Annotated in this window: 16 protein-coding genes and 1 tRNA gene; 12 read left to right on the top strand and 5 right to left on the bottom strand. The window is 62.6% G+C overall.

Annotation, left to right across the window (positions count from 1 at the left end; genetic code table 11):
- Nucleotides 1–72: 72 nt before the first annotated feature.
- The 4 genes from PQR32_RS26370 to PQR32_RS26355 all read right to left on the bottom strand — a co-directional run bounded on the left by PQR32_RS26370 (nt 73) and on the right by PQR32_RS26355 (nt 2,329).
- Nucleotides 73–147: transfer RNA gene (locus PQR32_RS26370), tRNA-Val, on the bottom strand.
- 48 nt (nt 148–195) lie between these two features.
- Nucleotides 196–930 (bottom strand): DNA polymerase III subunit epsilon, encoded by a 735-nt coding sequence (gene dnaQ, locus PQR32_RS26365; protein ID WP_408233731.1) that lies wholly within the window; start codon nt 928–930, stop codon nt 196–198.
- Between the two features lie 80 nt (nt 931–1,010).
- Complete coding sequence (gene rnhA, locus PQR32_RS26360) at nt 1,011–1,457, bottom strand: ribonuclease HI (protein ID WP_106283734.1); 447 nt, start codon at nt 1,455–1,457, stop codon at nt 1,011–1,013.
- Nucleotides 1,454–2,329, bottom strand: coding sequence for a class I SAM-dependent methyltransferase (locus tag PQR32_RS26355; protein ID WP_408233728.1), 876 nt, complete (start codon nt 2,327–2,329; stop codon nt 1,454–1,456). The genes rnhA and PQR32_RS26355 overlap by 4 nt, the downstream gene beginning before the upstream one ends.
- A 19-nt stretch (nt 2,330–2,348) precedes the next feature.
- On the opposite strand from PQR32_RS26355, the gene gloB reads away from it, so the two are divergent.
- The 7 genes from gloB to PQR32_RS26320 all read left to right on the top strand — a co-directional run bounded on the left by gloB (nt 2,349) and on the right by PQR32_RS26320 (nt 12,634).
- The gene (gloB, locus tag PQR32_RS26350) at nt 2,349–3,140 is read left to right on the top strand and encodes a hydroxyacylglutathione hydrolase (RefSeq protein WP_408233725.1); all 792 of its coding nucleotides are present in this window, start codon (nt 2,349–2,351) and stop codon (nt 3,138–3,140) included.
- A 156-nt stretch (nt 3,141–3,296) separates the two neighbouring features.
- A complete protein-coding gene (locus tag PQR32_RS26345; RefSeq protein ID WP_408233722.1) occupies nt 3,297–4,991 on the top strand; it encodes a transglycosylase SLT domain-containing protein in 1,695 nt (564 codons plus the stop codon).
- A 210-nt stretch (nt 4,992–5,201) separates the two neighbouring features.
- Nucleotides 5,202–6,443 (top strand): MFS transporter, encoded by a 1,242-nt coding sequence (locus PQR32_RS26340; RefSeq protein WP_408233719.1) that lies wholly within the window; start codon nt 5,202–5,204, stop codon nt 6,441–6,443.
- Nucleotides 6,444–6,881: 438 nt separating this feature from the next.
- Complete coding sequence (gene carA / locus PQR32_RS26335; RefSeq protein WP_408233716.1) at nt 6,882–8,036, top strand: glutamine-hydrolyzing carbamoyl-phosphate synthase small subunit; 1,155 nt, start codon at nt 6,882–6,884, stop codon at nt 8,034–8,036.
- A gap of 184 nt (nt 8,037–8,220) precedes the next feature.
- Nucleotides 8,221–11,475 carry a carbamoyl-phosphate synthase large subunit gene (gene carB / locus PQR32_RS26330; protein ID WP_408233713.1) on the top strand — a complete coding sequence of 1,085 codons (3,255 nt, stop codon included), beginning with the start codon at nt 8,221–8,223 and terminating at the stop codon, nt 11,473–11,475.
- Nucleotides 11,476–11,627: 152 nt separating this feature from the next.
- Nucleotides 11,628–12,104, top strand: coding sequence for a transcription elongation factor GreA (greA, locus tag PQR32_RS26325; RefSeq protein WP_054036257.1), 477 nt, complete (start codon nt 11,628–11,630; stop codon nt 12,102–12,104).
- Nucleotides 12,105–12,124: 20 nt separating this feature from the next.
- A complete protein-coding gene (locus PQR32_RS26320; protein WP_408233709.1) occupies nt 12,125–12,634 on the top strand; it encodes a DUF4149 domain-containing protein in 510 nt (169 codons plus the stop codon).
- A gap of 140 nt (nt 12,635–12,774) precedes the next feature.
- Here the strand turns inward: PQR32_RS26320 and PQR32_RS26315 are convergent, their stop codons facing one another.
- Nucleotides 12,775–13,302, bottom strand: coding sequence for a YhbY family RNA-binding protein (locus PQR32_RS26315; protein WP_408233706.1), 528 nt, complete (start codon nt 13,300–13,302; stop codon nt 12,775–12,777).
- Nucleotides 13,303–13,485: 183 nt separating this feature from the next.
- Between PQR32_RS26315 and PQR32_RS26310 the strand changes: the two genes are divergently transcribed.
- From PQR32_RS26310 to pstS, 5 genes are all read left to right on the top strand, one after another.
- The gene (locus tag PQR32_RS26310) at nt 13,486–14,148 is read left to right on the top strand and encodes an RlmE family RNA methyltransferase (RefSeq protein ID WP_106309781.1); all 663 of its coding nucleotides are present in this window, start codon (nt 13,486–13,488) and stop codon (nt 14,146–14,148) included.
- 188 nt (nt 14,149–14,336) lie between these two features.
- Entirely contained in the window at nt 14,337–16,226 is a 1,890-nt protein-coding gene (gene ftsH, locus PQR32_RS26305; RefSeq protein WP_408233702.1) for an ATP-dependent zinc metalloprotease FtsH, read from the top strand.
- Nucleotides 16,227–16,309: 83 nt separating this feature from the next.
- The gene (folP, locus tag PQR32_RS26300) at nt 16,310–17,209 is read left to right on the top strand and encodes a dihydropteroate synthase (RefSeq protein WP_408233699.1); all 900 of its coding nucleotides are present in this window, start codon (nt 16,310–16,312) and stop codon (nt 17,207–17,209) included.
- Nucleotides 17,210–17,236: 27 nt separating this feature from the next.
- On the top strand, nt 17,237–18,595 hold the full coding sequence (gene glmM / locus PQR32_RS26295) for a phosphoglucosamine mutase (RefSeq protein WP_408233696.1): 1,359 nt from the start codon (nt 17,237–17,239) through the stop codon (nt 18,593–18,595).
- Nucleotides 18,596–19,215: 620 nt separating this feature from the next.
- A complete protein-coding gene (gene pstS / locus PQR32_RS26290; RefSeq protein ID WP_408233693.1) occupies nt 19,216–20,247 on the top strand; it encodes a phosphate ABC transporter substrate-binding protein PstS in 1,032 nt (343 codons plus the stop codon).
- Nucleotides 20,248–20,276 lie beyond the last annotated feature (29 nt).

Raw genomic sequence — 20,276 nt, 5'->3', positions numbered from 1 at the left:
CAGGAAATGAAAAAGGGCTCACGCATTTCTACGTGAGCCCTTTAGTCTTCGGTGATCGACACACCAAAATTCTGGTGGGTAGTACTGGGATCGAACCAGTGACCCCTGCCGTGTGAAGGCAGTGCTCTACCGCTGAGCTAACCACCCGAAGAGAGCCGAATTATGTCAGGGATTTTCGGCCTCGTCCAGTACTTTTTAAGCGGTTTGCTCATCCGCGGCCGGCGCCGGTTCGAGGCGCCACACGCTTGTCCCCTTGATCGCCTTGTCGAGACCGTCGAGCACCGTCTGGTGCGCAGCGAGTTCCTCGTCGCTGGCGGCGATCACGATCAGATCCAGCGAACTGATCGCGATGCGCGGCGCGTGCGCATCGCCGCCGCCATGCGACTCGCCGAGCATGTCGATGACGAGGCTTTCCTGGCCGCGCGTCATTGCCAGATAGACTTCCGCGAGCAGTTCCGAGTCGAGCAGGGCGCCGTGCAGCGTGCGGTGCGCGTTGCTGATGCCGAAGCGATCACACAGCGCGTCCAGGGAATTGCGTTTGCCCGGGAACATCTGTTTGGCGCGCGCCAACGTATCGATGATCTCGCCACAATAGGTCTTCACCGGCGGCAGGCCCAGCAGCGCGAACTCGGCGTCGAGAAAACCGATATCGAACGGTGCGTTATGAATGATCAGTTCCGCGTCCTGGATGAAGTCGCGAAACTGATCCGCGATCTCGGCGAACTTCGGCTTGTCGCTCAGGAACTCGGTGGTCAGTCCGTGCACAGCCAGTGCGCCCGGATCGCTATCGCGTTCCGGGTTGATATAGAAGTGCAGGTTGTTGCCCGTCAGCCGGCGGTTCACCATTTCGACGCAACCGAGTTCAAGAATCCGGTCGCCAGTGCGGGCATTCAGGCCGGTGGTTTCGGTATCGAGGATGAGTTGACGCATGTCGGATTAGCCTGCCTCAGAAAATTGCAGCAAAAAAAAGGTGGCGCGCGGCGAACCGGCGCGCGCCATCGCAGCAGGAATTACATCTGCGCGAGTGACGCGACGCCGCGATTGGCCAGCTGATCGGCGCGCTCGTTTTCCGGGTGCCCATTGTGCCCGCGTACCCAGCGCCATTCGATTTCGTGTTGGGCGACGAGCGCATCGAGTCGCTTCCATAAATCGGCGTTCTTGACCGGCTGCTTCGCGGCGGTGATCCAGCCTTTCTTCTTCCAGCCGTGGATCCACTCGCTGATGCCTTTCTGCACGTACTGCGAGTCGGTGTGTACGACCGCCTTGCAGGGCCGCTTCAGCGCTTCGAGCGCGGCGATCACGCCCATCAATTCCATGCGGTTGTTGGTGGTGTTGGCTTCGCCGCCGAACAGTTCTTTTTCCTGGTCGCCGAAGCGCAGCAACGCGCCCCAGCCGCCGGGGCCGGGGTTGCCTTTGCAGGCGCCGTCGGTATAAATATCGATGAGATCGGAAGTCATTGAGTGTGGTTGCGTGTATTCGGTGTGGCGGCGGGCGCGAGGCCTGCGGCGAGGACGGGTTTCTTCACTTTCAGCGGGCCGACGAGGCGCATGCCGCGCACGCGCTTGATCGCCTTGATCATGTAGGTGGCGCCGAAAATCGGCCACCAGCGGTCGCCGGCGGCTTCCATGAAACCGTAGCGGGACAGCCATTGTTCGCTGCCCAGCGGCGGACGATAGCAGCCGAAGCGTCCGCGTTCAAGGTCGAAGCCGAGCAGCTTGATCCAGTCTTTCAGGCGCGTAAAGGCGATCAGGTCGACGGCTGCCGGGACGAAAGGCCGGCCGGTCATTTTGCCGACCGATTGCCGCGCGCCCCAGAGCGAAAGCGAGTTGAAGCCGAGAATGATCAACTGTCCTTCGGGCATCAGCACGCGCTCGGCTTCACGCAGCAGGCGGTGCGGGTCGCTCGTGAATTCCAGCGTGTGCGGCATCACGATCAGATCGACGCTTTGCGCTTCGAACGGCAGGTCCAGCAGGTCGCACCAGACGGCACTGCGTCCGGCCGGCGCCGGCAGGCCTGCGAGTCCGCCTTGCGTCGCGCCATTGCTTAAGGCGTTGCCCAAACCGCTGCGATTGCCGTTCCCGGCATGTCCCGCGGCGCGCGGATACGCATACGGCGCGCTCGCCCCGCTCGCGGCGTCGAGCACGAGCCCGCGGCACGGCATGCGGTTCTCACGCAGGGCGTCGAGTTGCGGCAGGCCGAGTTGCAGCGCATGGTAACCGAACACGTCCGACACCACGCGGTCGAGCTGGGTTTGCTCCCACTCGAGTACGTATCGGCCAGGTGGCGAGTCGGTCCAGGCGGGCCAGTCTATAATCGCTCGGTCAGTCATATCAAAGAATGCGTCGCCTATGAATGCGCTCGAGTACGTACCGGTCCCGGCGTTTGATGACAATTACATCTGGGTCGTTTCCGACGGACACCACGCGGCGGTCGTCGATCCGGGTGAGGCCGCCCCCGTAAAAGCCTATCTGGCGAAACGAGGTTGGCGGCTGAGCGCTATTTTACTCACGCACCATCATCAAGACCACGTCGGCGGGGTGGCCGATCTGCTGAATGGCCAGGCCGTGCCCGTCTACGGCCCCGCCGGTGAAGCGATCGAGCATCTCACGCGCCGTCTGAAAAATGGCGATCACGTGTCGATTGCGGCGCCCGCGCTCGAATTGAGTGTGCTCGACGTGCCGGGTCACACGAGCGGCCACATCGCGTATTTCCAGGCGGCCCACCCGCAAGGCACGCCCCATGTGTTTTGCGGCGACACGCTGTTCGCCTGCGGTTGCGGCCGGCTGTTCGAAGGCACGCCGAAGCAGATGCTCGCCTCGCTGGATGCGCTCGCCGCGCTGCCCGGCGCGACCGAGGTTCACTGCGCGCACGAGTACACGCTGTCGAATATCCGCTTCGCGCTCGCCTGCGAGCCGGGCAACGCCGAACTGCAGGCCTGGCGGGACAAAGCGAGCGAACTGCGCGCTCGCGATGCGCCCACGCTGCCCACCACGATTGCCCACGAACGCGCGGTGAATCCGTTTTTGCGCGCCGGCGATCCGGCGGTGCAGGCGAGCTTGCGGGAGCAGTTGCACGAGAAAGTGCCGGATCGATTGACGGCCTTTACTTTGATGCGCGAATGGAAAAACCGCTTCCGTTGACCCGATCCCAGGATGGGTATTCCTCACGCGATGAATCGGAAAAATTCGCCAAGCCCAAGATTTACTTGATTTTTTCGTAATTTTCCGATTGACGTAAACGTTGCCGTTTCGTACTATCGGCTGCAAATTCCAGCCCTTGTGGAAGCCGAGACGTTCATGCGATTTATCTTTAGTGCGTTGCTGGTCCTGACGCTCGCCGCTTGCGCGAGCCAGGGACCGACGACGAGTATTCCGAACACCGCAACCAACCCCGCCAGTCAGCAAGCCGTAGCCGACGCCCTTCGCAAGACAGCCACCGCCAAAGAGACGATCAACGTCGACCAGGGCTCCGTCACTCAGTTGACGAGCGCCGACGCCGACCTTTGGGGCCGTATTCGCCGTGGTTTCCAGATGCCGGACCTGCAGACCGACCTCGTCGACATGCAGGTCAACTGGTATGCGCAGCGTCCTGATTACGTGCAGCGCATGACCGAGCGCTCGCAGAAGTACCTGTACCACATCGTCGAAGAACTCGAGGCGCGTCACATGCCGACCGAGCTCGCGTTGCTGCCGTTCATCGAATCGGCGTATAGCCCGCAGGCGTTGTCGGTGGCGAAGGCGGCCGGCATGTGGCAGTTCATGCCGGGCACGGGCCGCACGTACAATCTCAAGCAGAATATGTGGCAGGACGAGCGCCGCGACGTGCTGGCGTCGACCAGCGCCGCGCTCGACTATCTGTCGCGTCTGCATGACATGTTCGGCGACTGGCAACTGGCGCTGGCGGCGTACAACTGGGGCGAGGGCAACGTGCAGCGCGCGATTGCGCGCAACGAAGCGGCGGGCCTGCCCACCGACTATCTGAGCCTGCGCATGCCGAACGAGACGCGCAACTACGTGCCGAAGCTGCAGGCGGTGAAGAACATCGTCATGAACCCGCAAATGTACGGGCTCACGCTGCCGTCTATTCCGAACCACCCGTATTTCGTGACGGTGACCACCTCGCACGACATCGACGTGGACATGGCCGCCAAGCTCTCAAACCTGTCCGCGGACGAATTCCGCTCGCTGAATCCGTCGTTCAGGAAGCCGGTGATTCTCGGCGCCACGCAGCCGCAGATCCTGCTGCCGTTCGACAACGCCAGCGCCTTCGAGCGCAATCTGAAAACGTACTCCGGCTCGCTGTCGTCGTGGACCACGTACACGGTCACCGAACGCGCGACACCCGCGGCAATCGCGCAGAAGATCAGTGTCGACGCCGACACGTTGATGGAAGTGAACAAGATTCCGGTCGGCATGCGTCTGAAACCCGGCTCCACGATCGTGGTGCCGCGTGGTACGGACGACGACGAGGACATCAGCGCCGACGTGGCTGAAAGCGCCGTACTGGCGATGGAGCCCGACGTCCCCGATACGCGCAAGATGCTCATTCGCGTGCGCCGCAATCAGTCGATGGCGGCCATCGCCGTGCGTTACGGCGTGTCGGTCGGCCAGTTGAAGGCATGGAACCGCACGCATCGCGAAAGCGTGTCGCGCGGCCAGGTGATCGTGCTGCACGTGCCGGTTGGCAAGGCCATGCCGAGCGAGCCGGGTCCGGAACGCATCGCGACCGATGTGCAAGGCGGCGGCGTCGAGAAGATCGGCACCCGCGTCGCAGACACGCGCAGCGAATCGCGCTACGATAAGAAGAAGGGTCGTGGCCGGACAGAGGTGGTGAAGGTGTCCGAACCGGTAGGCAAGGTCAGCAAGCCGACGGCATCCAGCGCCAACAAGGGCAAGGTGACCAAGGTGTCGGCTTCCACGTCCAGCAAGGCGTCGAAGGCTGCGGCAGAGAGCCGCCCGAAGACCGTGGCCGACGCGAAGAAGGGTAAGTAGACCAATAGCGGCTCACACGGTAGTGACCACATGCGTTGCGGGGGCAGCGCATGAATTGCGCTCCGATCACGCACCGTGCTTTTTCCAACGCCGTCACCTGTGGTGACGGCGTTTTTCATTGTGCAGATCATTTCGGGCAAAGCCGACGCTTTTCCTTTATCTTTCGTGCTTCGGTCAAATCCATTCGGGCAGCCACCTAATTCAAAGCTCATGTCGTCGACCCAGTTGCGCGTCTTTTTGCTGTTCTCCGCCGGGTATTTCGTTTCCTACGTGTTCCGCGGCGTCAACCTCGGTTTTGCGCCGTTCATCACGCACGATCTCGGTTTGTCGGCTGCCGACCTGGGCTTGCTCACCAGTCTCTATTTCCTCGGCTTCGCAGGCGCCCAGATTCCGGCTGGCGTGCTGCTGGACCACTACGGCGCGCGGCGCGTCACGGCCGTCACGCTGCTGTTTGCCGCGCTCGGTATCTGGGTGTTCGGCGCCGCGCATAGCGTCGGCGTAATGATGGTGGGGCGACTGCTGATCGGTGTCGGCGTCTCCGTGTGCCTTGGCGCCGCGTTCAAGGCATTGGCGCAGCACTTCGCCGCGGCGCGCCTGCCGCTGATGAACGGGCTGGTGATGGCGATCGGCGGTTTCGGTGGCGTGATGGTCGGCTCGCCGCTGACGTGGGTCCTGACGTTCGCGAGCTGGCGCACGGTCTGCATCGGGCTGGGATTGCTGACCGTGCTGGTCGCGCTCGCGCAGTGGACGCTCGCGCCGGACACGAAGGAAACGCATCACCAGGCGAGTATCGGCGCCCAGTTCAAAGGCACGCTGCATATCCTGCGCAGTGCGGCGTTCTGGAAGATCGCGTCGTTCTCGGTCGTCACGCAAGGCGTCTTTTACGCAATGCAGTCGCTTTGGGTCGGCGCGTGGCTGCGTGACGTGCAGGGCTTCGAGCCGCGCGAGGCCGCCGCGCTCGTGTCGATTCTCGGCTTCGCGATGATGGCCGGCTGCGTGGGCTTCGGCGCGGCGGCGCGTAGTCTCGAGCGGCGCGGCATCTCACTCCATGCGTTTTGCGGCATCGGCATGGCGCTGTACGTTCTGACGCAGTTGCTGATCATGTTCAAGGCGCCGCTGCCCGCGGGTCTGTTGTGGGCGGCGTACGGGATTTTCGGCGGCACCGGCATTCTCAGCTACGCGGTCATGGCCCGGCACTTCCCGGCGCAGATGATCGGCCGCGTGAATACCACACTGACATTGATTATCTTCCTGCTGATTTTCGGCTTCCAGATCGGCGTCGGCGCGGTGCTGTCGCATTGGCCGGCGAGTGGCGGCCATTATCCGGCGGCCGCGCATCTGACCGCGTGGGGCATTCTGGTCGCGCTGCAGGTGGTGAGCGCGATCTGGTACGTATTGCCGGGCCGCAAGCTGGTTCGTCCGGCCGAAATCCACGCCGAACAGGATGCTTGAGCCGCCGGGCACGACGCTTCGCCGGTCGTGCCCTCGCTGCCGACACGATCCCGATTCGCGCTCGCCGAAAAGCCGCAGAGCGCCGTTCGCGCCAGGCACAGCAAGGCTTTGAGCGATTTCGAGCCGCGCTGTCCTAAGCGTCGACGCCATCTCGGATTTGGAGGGAAGGGTAGTTTGACGCTATAATTCCAAGGTTTGAGCTTATCAACCCGCACCCTAGCGCCTACCTCTCCCATACCGTTCATCCGCCGCGCGCCACCGGCGTAGCAAGCAGGGCCCCGCACCCAGCCGATCCGTCCACACAATGGACCCATCGCGCCCCTTGCAACGTCAACGGCAGTTCGCGAGCGAGTCTGCGCGCGCATCCCGGATGCGTCTCGCTGCGGCTCGCAGTCGGATAGACAGGTCGGCAACAGGGTGTTCCCCAAGGAGTCTCCCGTGTTGCCGTCATTTTCTCCCGCTCTGCTCGCGCTCGCCGACGGCACGGTCTTTCGTGGTTACTCGATCGGCGCCCCCGGGCATACCATCGGCGAAGTCGTGTTCAACACCGCTATCACCGGCTATCAGGAAATCCTGACTGACCCGAGCTACGCGCGCCAGATCGTGACCCTCACGTATCCGCATATCGGTAACGTCGGCGTGAACGCCGAAGACGTCGAAGCTACGAAAGTCCATGCCGCCGGCCTCATCATTCGCGATCTGCCGGTTCTCGCGTCGAACTTCCGCATGGAGCGCACGCTCCCGCAATACCTGAAGGACGAAGGCGTGGTCGCCATCGCCGGTCTCGACACCCGCATGCTGACCCGCGTTCTGCGCGACAAGGGCGCGCAGAACGGCGCGATCCTCGCGGGTTCGGACGACGAAGCCAAGGCGATCGAACTCGCGCGCTCGTTCCCGGGCCTCTCGGGCATGGACCTCGCGAAGGTCGTGTCGACGAAGGAAACCTACGAGTGGACCCAGACCGAATGGCGTCTGGGCGAGGGCTACGGCACGCAGAAGGCGCCGAAGTACCGCGTGGTGGCGTTCGACTACGGCGTCAAGTACAACATCCTGCGCATGCTGGCCGAACGCGGCTGCCATGTCACTGTGCTCCCGGCGCAAGCCAGCGCCGCTGACGCGCTCGCGCTCAATCCGGACGGCATTTTCCTGTCGAACGGCCCTGGCGACCCGGAACCGTGCGACTACGCGATCACGGCTACCAAGGAACTGATCGAGCGCGGCATCCCGACCTTCGGCATTTGCCTCGGCCATCAGATCATGGGCCTCGCGGTCGGCGCCAAAACGATGAAGATGAAGACCGGCCACCACGGCGCGAACCATCCGGTGAAGGATCTGGATGATGGCCGCGTGGTGATCACGTCGCAGAACCACGGCTTCGCGGTCGATGCCGACACGCTGCCCGCCAATGCCCGCGCCACGCACGTCTCGCTGTTCGACGGCACGCTGCAGGGCTTCGCGCTGACCGACAAGCCGGCGTTCTGCTTCCAGGGTCACCCGGAAGCGTCGCCCGGCCCGCACGACATCGCCTATCTGTTCGATCGCTTCACGGCGTTGATGGACACGAAGAAGGCCGGCAAGACTGCAGCGGCATAAGCAGCACACAAGTCTCGGCGGCGCACGGCTCACGCCGCGCCGCGCGTGATCGGCGCACACGTGACGTACAACGGCGCGCAGCGACGCACACGCGGCGAGCCGCACCAGACAGAGCAGAGCGCGCGCAACGTCACAGCGACGCGCGCCGACGGAAAGAATTCAGGAATACATTAGCGAGAGCGTTATGCCCAAGCGGACAGACATCAAGAGCATCCTCATCATCGGCGCGGGTCCGATCATCATCGGCCAGGCGTGCGAGTTCGATTACTCGGGCGCGCAGGCATGCAAGGCGCTGCGTGAGGAAGGCTACAAGGTCATTCTCGTCAACAGCAATCCGGCGACGATCATGACCGACCCGAACACGGCCGACGTGACTTACATCGAGCCGATTACGTGGGAAGTGGTCGAGCGCATCATCGCCAAGGAGCGCCCCGACGCGATCCTGCCGACGATGGGCGGCCAGACCGCGCTGAATTGCGCGCTCGATCTGCACGCGCACGGCGTGCTGGAGAAGTACAAGGTCGAACTGATCGGCGCATCGCCGGAAGCGATCGACAAGGCGGAAGACCGCCAGAAGTTCAAGGACGCGATGACCAAGATCGGCCTCGGTTCGGCCAAATCGGGCACCGCGCACTCCATGGAAGAAGCGCTGCAGGTGCAAGCGGAAATCGCTGTGCAGACCGGCAGCGGCGGCTATCCGGTCGTGATCCGTCCGTCGTTCACGCTGGGCGGTTCGGGCGGTGGCATCGCGTACAACCGCGATGAGTTCGAAGAGATCTGCAAGCGCGGTCTCGATCTGTCGCCCACGCGCGAGCTGCTGATCGAAGAGTCGCTGCTCGGCTGGAAAGAGTACGAGATGGAAGTGGTCCGCGACAAAAAGGACAACTGCATCATCGTTTGCTCGATCGAAAACCTGGACCCGATGGGCATCCACACCGGCGACTCGATCACCGTCGCGCCGGCGCAAACGCTCACCGACAAGGAATATCAGGTCCTGCGTAACGCATCGCTCGCGGTGCTGCGCGAGATCGGCGTCGATACCGGCGGTTCGAACGTGCAGTTCTCGATCAATCCGAAAGACGGCCGGATGATCGTGATCGAAATGAATCCGCGTGTGTCGCGCTCGTCGGCATTGGCGTCGAAGGCAACCGGTTTCCCGATCGCCAAGGTCGCGGCGAAGCTTGCCGTCGGCTATACGCTGGATGAGTTGAAGAACGAAATCACCGGCGGCCAGACCCCGGCATCGTTCGAACCGACCATCGACTACGTCGTCACCAAGATCCCGCGTTTCGCGTTCGAAAAATTCCGCGAAGCCGATTCCCGCCTGACCACGCAGATGAAGTCGGTCGGCGAAGTGATGGCCATTGGCCGCACCTTCCAGGAGTCGTTCCAGAAGGCGCTGCGTGGTCTGGAAGTCGGCGTCGACGGTCTGGACGAAAAGACCGATAACCGCGACGAGATCATCCGCGAGATCGGCGAAGCAGGTCCGGATCGCATCTGGTACGTGGGCGACGCGTTCCGTGTCGGCATGACGGCCGAAGAGATTTTCGAAGAAACCTCGATCGACCCGTGGTTCCTCGCGCAGATCGAACAGATCATCCTGAAGGAAAAGGCGCTGGCCGGCCGCACGCTGGCGAGCCTTTCGAAGGAAGAGCTGAAGTATCTGAAGCAAAGCGGCTTCTCGGACCGGCGTCTCGCGAAGCTGCTTGGCGCGAAGCCGGCGGAAGTGCGTCAACGCCGTATCGAGTTGAACGTGCGCCCGGTGTACAAGCGCGTCGACACGTGTGCGGCCGAGTTCGCCACGAAAACCGCCTACATGTACTCGACCTACGAGGAAGAGTGCGAGGCGAACCCGACGAACAACAAGAAGATCATGGTGCTGGGCGGCGGCCCGAACCGGATCGGCCAGGGCATCGAGTTCGACTACTGCTGCGTGCACGCCGCACTCGCCATGCGCGAGGACGGCTACGAAACGATCATGGTCAATTGCAACCCTGAAACCGTTTCGACCGACTACGACACGTCCGATCGTCTGTACTTCGAATCGCTGACGCTCGAAGACGTGCTCGAAATCGTCGACAAGGAAAAGCCGGTTGGCGTGATCGTGCAATACGGCGGTCAAACGCCGCTGAAGCTCGCGCTCGATCTCGAAGCGAACGGTGTGCCGATCGTCGGCACGTCGCCGGACATGATCGACGCCGCCGAAGACCGCGAGCGTTTCCAGAAGCTGCTGCAGGACCTCGGTCTGCGTCAGCCGCCGAACCGCACCGCGCGCGCCGAAGACGAAGCGCTCAAGCTCGCCGACGAAATCGGCTACCCGCTGGTGGTGCGTCCGTCCTACGTGCTGGGCGGCCGCGCGATGGAAATCGTCCACGAGCCGCGCGACCTCGAGCGCTACATGCGCGAGGCCGTGAAAGTGTCGAACGACTCGCCGGTGCTGCTCGACCGCTTCCTGAACGACGCGATCGAATGCGACGTGGATTGCATCTCTGACGGTGAAGCGGTGTTCATCGGCGGCGTGATGGAACACATCGAACAGGCCGGTGTGCACTCGGGCGACTCGGCGTGCTCGCTGCCGCCGTATTCGCTGTCGAAGGAAACCGTGGCTGAGCTGAAGCGCCAGACCGGCGCGATGGCGAAAGCGCTGAACGTGGTCGGCCTGATGAACGTGCAGTTCGCGATTCAGCAAGTGCCGCAGGCGGACGGATCGAAAGAAGACGTGATCTACGTGCTCGAAGTGAACCCGCGCGCCTCGCGCACCGTGCCGTACGTGTCCAAGGCGACCAGCCTGCCGCTCGCGAAGATCGCCGCGCGCGCCATGGTCGGCCAGACGCTCGCGCAGCAGGGCGTGACGAAGGAAATCGTTCCGCCGTACTTCAGCGTGAAGGAAGCCGTGTTCCCGTTCGTCAAGTTCCCGGCAGTCGATCCGGTGCTCGGACCGGAAATGCGTTCGACCGGTGAAGTAATGGGCGTGGGCCAGACGTTCGGCGAGGCGCTCTTCAAGTCGCAGCTCGCGGCGGGCTCGCGTCTGCCGGAGTCGGGCACGGTGCTGTTGACCGTGATGGACGCGGACAAGCCGAAGGCCGTCGAAGTCGCGCGCATGCTGCACGAACTCGGCTATCCGATCGTCGCGACCAAGGGCACGGCCGCTGCGATCGAAGCGGCCGGCGTGCCGGTGAAGGTCGTCAACAAGGTGAAGGACGGCCGTCCGCACATCGTCGACATGATCAAGAACGGCGAAATTGCGCTGGTCTTCACGACCGTCGACGAAACCCGCGCCGCGATCGCCGACTCGCGTTCGATCCGCATGAGCGCGCAGGCGAACAAGGTCACGTACTACACGACCATGTCGGGTGCGCGTGCTGCCGTCGAAGGTTTGCGCTATTTGAAGGACCTGGAAGTCTATGATTTACAAGGCCTGCACGCTCGCCTAAACTAAGGCTTCGAATACCTGTCCAAGATGTAAGTGCCGCGGTTAAGCGGCGTTCCGCAGGTGCTTGGCGCCCGGGCTTTGCTCGGCGCTCTGGCCCCCGCGGAATGCACTTAACCGCGGTGATTTTTTTTACGGCTGTTTTTTGCATAGAGTTGTTTATGAGCACTGTTCCATTGACGAAGCGCGGCGCGGAAATGTTGCGCGATGAATTGCAGCGCCTGAAATCGGTTGAGCGTCCCTCGGTGATCAATTCGATCGCGGAAGCGCGTGCCCAGGGCGATCTGTCGGAAAACGCGGAATACGACGCGGCGAAGGAAAAGCAGGGCTTTATCGAAGGCCGGATTGCTGAAATCGAATCGAAGCTGGCCGGCGCGCAAGTGATCGACCCGGCGGCGGTGGAAGCGGACGGGCGCGTGGTGTTCGGCGCGACGCTCGAACTCGAAGACCTCGATTCCGGCGCGAAGGTCAAATACCAGATCGTCGGCGACGACGAAGCGGACATCGACCATGGTTTGATCTCGATCAGCTCGCCGATCGCGCGCGCACTGATCGGCAAGTCGGAAGGCGACGTTGCGTCGGTGCAGGCACCGGGCGGCGTGCGCGAATACGAAATCATCGCGGTTAGCTACGTTTGAAGGCGGCTCCGGTGTCCCTGATGCCGCATCGATTTTTCCGTCTGTTGACGGTGGTGTGGGTCGGTAGTCTGCTGACTATCGGCTATGCCGTCGCACCCGTGCTGTTCACCTCGCTCGACCGCATGACGGCCGGCGCGGTGGCGGCGCAACTGTTTCGCATTGAAGGCGTGCTGGGTGCGGTGTGCGGCATTTTGCTGCTCGGTCTCGCGAATGTGCTGATTCGGCGCGGCAGCGATGCGTATCGCCGTTTGCGCTGGCTGATCGCCGGCATGCTGGTGTGCGTGCTGGTCGGTTACTTCGCGTTGCAGCCGTTCATGAATGCAATGCGCATTGCCGCGCTCGAAGCGGGCAGCGATGTCGGACATTCGGTTTATGCGACGCGCTTCGGCATCCTGCACGGCGTGTCGAGTCTGTTCTACCTGATCGAAAGCCTGCTGGGCGTCGCACTGGTGTGGAAACTGCCTGCGGGCGCAGGCGTTGTGTCGGTGGAGCAGGGTGCTCGCGGCACGGCGGGGAAAATTGCTGGCTGAGACAACCCACCGAAGCTGCTTTGCGGCGCCTGAGTGTGCCAACTGGCGCAGCGAGCTTGCTGGGCAACGTTGAGCTTTCAGGTCTTGATCAAGGAGCCCACGTCAAGGTGCGGACGCCGCCCGCACCTCTCATCATTCGCTTATTTCGACGACTGATGCGAGCGCTTCGCGCTGGTCTGGCGTTTCTTGGCGCGCTTGATGTTGCCGCCTTGCGTCACGCGTTCATTGCCGCGCACCACGACCGCTTTGGCCTTGGGTTTGCGCATCGGGATTTCGCTGGGCTTCACCACGGTCACGACGCGCGGCGCGCGGCCTTTACCCGGTTTGGCTTCCACCGCGGCTTCGCGGGCACTCGGCAAGGCGCCGCGTTTGGTCTTCACCGCCGGTTGCGCGACCTCAGGCTTCCAGATCACGAGCAGCTTGCCGATATGCTGGATCGGCGCGGCGTTCAGCTTGTCGCAGATTTCTTCGTAGATCGCGATGCGCTCTTCGCGTTCGTCGCCGAACACGCGGATTTTGATGAGCTGATGAGCACCAAGGTGGACCTTGATCTCGGAGAGCACAGCGTCGGTCAAGCCTTCGGCGCCGACGAGCACGACCGGTTTGAGCGCATGTGCCTGGGAGCGCAACTCGGCGCGTTGGTCGGAAGAGACTTTGAGGGCGGGCATGGAAAGTGGGAGACTCGACTAAAATGGCGGCACCTGCATTTCCGAGAGATTCGGCCAATAGCGCAGGGCGGCGCGTCAGAACAACAGAATCGCGGATGACTGCCAGTTTTGGCGGTGTCCGCGCGAATTAACCGCGTATTATCCCCTAAAGCGTGTCATAACGCAGCAAGAGTTCAACGCTTAATGGCAAAAAACAAGTTCAACACGGCGTGGTTGCATGATCACATCAACGACCCGTACGTAAAAATGGCGCAGCGGGAGGGCTATCGTGCCCGCGCAGCCTACAAGCTCAAGGAAATCGACGAACAGGACAAGCTGATCCGTCCCGGCCAGGTGATCGTCGACCTCGGTTCGGTGCCGGGCAGTTGGAGCCAGTACGCGCGTAATAAGCTCGCCAAGGGTTCGCAGCGCGACGCCGAGCGCGAAGGTGGCATCGACGGCACGATCATCGCGCTGGATATCCTCCCGATGGAACCAATTGCCGACGTCACTTTCATTCAGGGCGACTTCCGCGAAGACACCGTGCTCGGTCAACTGGAAGAATTGGTCGGAGAACGCCAGGTTGATCTTGTAATTTCAGATATGGCGCCCAACCTGTCGGGAGTGGCGGTGGCGGATGCCGCGCGAATCGAGCATCTGTGCGATCTCGCGCTGGAATTCTCACAGAATCACCTGAAGCAGGATGGTGCCCTTTTAGTCAAATGCTTTCACGGCAGCGGTTACAGCCAGATTGTCGAAAAGTTCAAGCATCAATTTAAGGTGGTAGCGGCCCGCAAGCCGAAAGCCTCGCGGGACAAGTCGTCAGAAACGTTTATTTTGGGTAAGCATCTCAAGCGGCCCGCATAGGGCGCTGCAGAACGGTTCCGCATCTGCCGATAATGCGATCATGGCCTCGGAAATGGGTGCGGCAATGGCCCGCTGCGCTATTTCTGTGGTAGTGAAACCTTATGGCAGGGGTCTGCGGACTGGATTAGAATGCTTTCGTGGTGCCGCAAGGCAAATGTAGGCGCCCGTCTAAGTGAAGGAGTGGTGCTTTGAACAACAATATGTTTTCGAAAGCAGCAGTGTGGCTGGTTATCGCACTGGTGCTGTTTACGGTGTTCAAGCAGTTCGACAAGCCCCGTGTCCAGGAAGGCGTTTCCTATTCGCAGTTCATGGACGACGCGAAGAACGGCAAAGTCAAGAACGTCATTGTCCAGGGGCGGAACCTCACGGTCACTCCAGCAGACGGCCAGAAGTACCAGATCGTGTCGCCCGGCGACATCTGGATGGTCGGCGATCTGATGAAGTATGGCGTTCAGGTGAGCGGCAAGGCTGACGACGAACCTAACGCGCTGGTGTCCGCGCTGTATTACCTCGGGCCGACGATCCTGATCATCGGTTTCTGGTTCTACATGATGCGACAGATGCAGGGGGGCGGGAAAGGTGGTGCGTTCTCGTTCGGTAAATCCCGTGCACGTCTGATCGACGAAAACAACAACGCAATCAATTTCACCGATGTCGCGGGTTGCGACGAAGCCAAGGAAGAAGTCTCCGAACTGGTCGACTTCCTGCGCGATCCGCAGAAGTTCCAGAAGCTGGGTGGCCGCATTCCGCGCGGCGTGCTGCTGGTCGGGCCGCCGGGAACCGGTAAGACGCTGCTGGCGCGCGCTATCGCCGGTGAAGCGAAAGTGCCGTTCTTCAGCATCTCGGGTTCGGACTTCGTCGAAATGTTCGTCGGTGTCGGCGCGGCTCGTGTGCGCGACATGTTCGAGCAGGCCAAGAAGCACGCACCGTGTATCGTGTTCATCGACGAAATCGATGCGGTCGGCCGTCATCGCGGCGCCGGCATGGGCGGCGGTAACGACGAACGCGAACAGACCTTGAACCAGATGCTGGTCGAGATGGACGGCTTCGAAGCGAACTCAGGCGTGATCGTGATCGCTGCAACGAACCGTTCGGACGTGCTCGACAAGGCGCTCCTGCGTCCGGGCCGTTTTGACCGTCAGGTGTACGTCGGTCTGCCGGATATTCGTGGCCGTGAGCACATCATGAAGGTCCACCTGCGCAAGGTGCCGATTTCGAACGACGTCGACGCAGCAGTAATCGCACGCGGCACGCCGGGCTTCTCGGGCGCGGACCTCGCGAACCTCGTGAACGAGGCGGCTTTGTTCGCGGCTCGCCGCGGCAAGCGCATCGTCGAAATGAACGACTTCGAAGATGCTAAGGACAAGATCTTCATGGGTCCGGAGCGCAAGTCCGCTGTGATTCGCGAAGAATCGAAGCGTGCCACGGCGTACCACGAGTCGGGTCATGCAGTGATCGCCAAGCTGTTGCCGAAGGCCGATCCGGTGCACAAGGTTACGATCATTCCGCGTGGCCGTGCGTTGGGCGTGACGTGGCAGTTGCCGGAGCACGACAACGAAACCTATTCGAAGGACTACCTGCTGGATCGTCTCGCGATCCTGTTCGGTGGCCGTGTCGCGGAAGAACTGTTCCTGAACCTGATCAGCACCGGCGCGTCGGACGACTTCAACAAGGCGACGCAAACGGCGCGCGCCATGGTGGCTCGCTTCGGTATGACGGACGCACTCGGACCGATGGTCTACGTCGACGACGAAAACGACGCCACGCCGTTTGGCCGCGGTTTCACGCGCACCATTTCGGAAGCGACGCAGCAGAAGGTCGACGCCGAAATCCGCCGCGTGCTGGACGAGCAGTACAACCTCGCGAAGCGTCTGCTGGACGAGAACCGCGACAAGGTCGAAGCGATGACCGCCGCGCTGATGGAGTGGGAAACGATCGACGCCGATCAGATCAACGACATCATGGCAGGCCGTCCGCCGCGTTCGCCGAAGAGTTCGCCGCCGTCGGCAAGCGACGCCTCGTCGGGCGGCAGCCCGGGCACCGAGGTCAAGCCGGGCAGCGCGACCGCGCCGGCCTGATAGGCGACCAGTAGAAAGTGCGGGCCGGTGTGTTTCACACCGGCCCGTTTTGCATTTATCCGTTTTGCGTGAAGCACCACCACGTGTCGAAAGTCGAATTCCCTTTTCTGCCCATTCCCGAGCCGCTGCAATGCGGCCGCTTCAAGTTGACCTTTGAACGCCCGTTGGTCATGGGCATTCTGAACGTCACACCCGATTCTTTTTCCGACGGCGGCAAGTACGCGATGCGCGGCGATGCGTTGCGCCAGGCCGAGCGCATGATGCTCGACGGCGCGGACATCATCGATATCGGCGGCGAATCGACGCGTCCTGGCGCGCCGCCGGTGCCGCTCGACGAAGAGCTGGAGCGGGTGATCCCGCTCGTCGAGCAACTCCGCGGCGCGAATGTGCCGTTGTCGATCGACACGTACAAGCCCGACGTGATGCGCCACACGCTGGCGGCGGGCGCGGATCTGATCAACGACATCTGGGGTTTCCGGATGCCCGGCGCGATCGACGCGGTGCGCGACAGTGAATGCGGCCTGTGCGTCATGCACATGCTCGGCGAGCCGCAGACCATGCAGCTCGGCGAGCCCGTCTATGATGATGTGGTGAGCGCGGTTCGCGATTTTCTCGAGGAGCGTGTCGCGGCGCTCAAGCAGGCGGGCATCGCGCGTGCTCGTCTCAGCGTGGACCCAGGTTTCGGCTTTGGCAAGGCCGTAGTCGAGCATAATTACGCGCTGCTTGCGCACCTGCCGGAAACGGCGCCGCGAGCGGAGCCGCCGTACCCGATTCTTGCCGGCATGTCGCGCAAGTCGATGGTCGGCGCGGTGGTGGGACGCGCGGCGCCGGAACGCGTCGCGGGCAGTATTGCGGCGGCGGTGTGCGCCGCTGAACGGGGCGCTGCGATTCTGCGCGTGCACGACGTCGCGCAAACAGTAGATGCATTGAAAGTATGGGCAGCCATGCGCGACGCGGCGAAGCATAGCCGCGCGCGCGGTTGAACCCACAGCCAAGGAGGAAGATAAAACATGGCACGTCGTTATTTCGGAACGGACGGCATACGGGGCAAAGTCGGCGAAGGACCTATCACGCCGGAGTTTGTATTGCGGCTCGGCTACGCGGCCGGCAAGGTGTTGGCAGGCGCGGACCGCTGGGCGAGGACTGGCACGCGGCCAACTGTGTTGATCGGTAAGGACACGCGGGTGTCGGGCTACATGCTCGAAGCGGCGCTCGAATCGGGCTTCTCCGCGGCCGGTGTAGATGTGATGCTGGCCGGCCCGATGCCGACTCCCGGCATCGCCTATCTGACGCGCGCGTTGCGGCTCGCCGCGGGCGTGGTCATCAGCGCATCGCACAACCCGTACTACGACAACGGCATCAAATTTTTCTCCGCCGACGGCAACAAGCTGCCGGACGAAGTGGAGTCGCTGATTGAGGAGCAACTCGATCTGCCGCTCGCCTGCGCGGCATCCGAGCAACTCGGCAAGGCGCGGCGTCTCGACGACGCGGCGGGCCGCTACATCGAGTTCTGCAAGAGCACGTTTCCGGCTGCGTTCGATCTGCGCGGTCTGAAGCTGGTGGTCGACTGCGCGCATGGCGCCGCGTATGACGTCGCGCCGCACGTCTTCCACGAACTCGGCGCCGATGTGATTCCGATCGGCGTCGCGCCGAACGGCTTCAATATCAACGACGGCGTCGGCGCGACCGCACCGGATGCGCTGGTGCGCGCCGTGCGCGCGAATCATGCGGACCTCGGCATTGCGCTCGATGGCGACGCCGACCGTCTGCAGGTGGTCGATGCGGCAGGGCGCCTCTATAACGGCGACGAACTGCTGTACGTCCTGGTCAAGGATCGTGTTGCGACCGACGGCAAGGTGGACGGCGCAGTCGGCACCTTGATGACGAATATGGCGGTGGAAGTGGCGCTGCAGGAAGCCGGCGTGAAGTTCGTCCGCGCGGCGGTCGGCGACCGCTACGTGCTCGAGCAGTTGCGCGAACATGGCTGGCAACTCGGAGCCGAAGGCTCCGGCCATATTCTTTCGCTCGACCGCCATTCCACGGGCGACGGCATCGTGTCCGCGTTGCTGGTGCTCGCGGCCATGAAGCGCAGCGATAAATCGCTCGCCGACCTGCTCGACGGCGTCACGCTGTTCCCGCAGAAGCTGATCAACGTGCGCATGAAGCCCGACGCGGACTGGAAGAGCAGTGACGTGATCCGGCGCGCCATCGCCAAGGCCGAGAGCGCGCTGAACGGCCGCGGCCGCGTGCTGATCCGCGCTTCCGGCACCGAACCGGTGCTGCGCGTGATGGTGGAAGCGGAAAATGTCGCCGACGCGCTTCATCATGCGGAGTCGATTGCCGACGCGGTGAAAGAGGCTACGGCGTAAGCCACGTGCCTTAGCAGCACAGCGCGGCGGGATGATGTTGCCATCGCCCCGCCGCGCTGTGCCGCGCCCGTTCCGCAACAGAGCCACAGGCAGCCAGCCGTTCGCCGTCTACTATTCGCAACCTGCCACTGGCAACTCGCTACCGCCCGCCACCACCGTCCAAACAAGGCAAACGCCGCCCCGCCAAACGCCGCACCGCCAAACGCCGCACCGCCAAACGCCGCACCGCCAAACGCCGCACCGCCAAACGCCGCACCGCCAAACACCGCACCGCCAAACGCCGCACCGCCAAACGCCGCCCCGTCAAACACCACTCCGTCAAAACCTCCGTCTCCACCAGCCATCTTCCCGCCCGCGGCCCATTGCCGCACCCCCAACCTCACTCCTCCTAGCCCCGAACGCGCATCCGCAAACGTTCGCGCCCCATCTTTTTCGCCTAATCTGTAGAGCGACGCACCGAACGTCACGAAACCGGCAATTTCTCCGTTCAAGCGCCTTTCAGGCCTGTAATCCCACTGTCACATCCGTTTCACGGTCAGTCACGTTACTGTCACAAAGAGACCCTAAGCTTCGCGGTGTTCGTGTTACTCGCTCACACCGCTCACACCTTTGGAGGTCTCATGAAATTGATGCAAACCGTGTTCGCTGGCGTCGCTGGCGCGCTTTTCGCGATCGCAGCGCAAGCCGCAGACATCACCGGCGCGGGCAGCACCTTCGCAGCACCGATTTACACGAAGTGGGCCGACTCGTATCAGAAGTCCGGCGGCGGCAAGGTTAACTATCAAGGCATCGGTTCGTCGGGCGGCGTGAAGCAGATCGTCGCGAAGACCGTCGACTTCGCCGGTTCGGACGCTCCGCTGAAGGACGACGAACTTGCCAAGGAAGGCCTGTTCCAGTTCCCGACGGTGGTCGGCGGCGTGGTGCCGGTCGTCAACGTGCCGGGCGTGAAGCCGGCTGAGCTGACGCTGTCGGGCGAAGTGCTCGGCGACATCTACCTGGGCAAGATCAAGAAGTGGAACGATCCGGCGATTGTTGCGCTGAACCCGAAGGTCAAGCTGCCGGATACCGACATCGCCGTCGTTCGCCGCGCCGATGGTTCGGGCACCAGCTTCATCTGGACGAACTATCTGTCGAAGGTCAACGCGGACTGGAAGACGAAGGTCGGTGAAGGTTCGACGGTCAACTGGCCGACGGGCACAGGCGGCAAGGGCAACGATGGCGTCGCGGCCTTCGTGCAACGTCTGCCGGGCGCAATCGGCTACGTGGAATGGGCGTACGCGAAGCAGAACCACATGACGTATGTCGCGCTGAAGAACTCGTCGGGCACGGTGGTCGAGCCGAAGACGGACACCTTCAAGGCAGCGGCAGCAGGCGCGGACTGGTCGAAGTCGTTCTACCAGATCCTGACGAACGAGCCGGGCAAGAACGCATGGCCGATCGTCGGCGCGACGTTCGTGCTGGTTCACACGACGCAAGAGAAGGCGCCGCAAGGCAGCGAAACGCTGAAGTTCTTCGACTGGGCGTTCAAGAACGGCACGCAAGCCGCAAACGATCTGGACTACATCTCGCTGCCGGATTCGGTCGTGTCGGAAATCCGCACGCAGTGGAAGTCGAAGGTGAAGGACGCTTCGGGCAAGGCAATCGCCGAGTAAGCGGAGCAGTAGGTGAAGCAACGAGCGAA

Source organism: Paraburkholderia dipogonis (assembly GCF_046027395.1).
Taxonomy (GTDB): domain Bacteria; phylum Pseudomonadota; class Gammaproteobacteria; order Burkholderiales; family Burkholderiaceae; genus Paraburkholderia; species Paraburkholderia dipogonis_A.
This window is presented reverse-complemented; position numbering and strand designations above follow the sequence as displayed.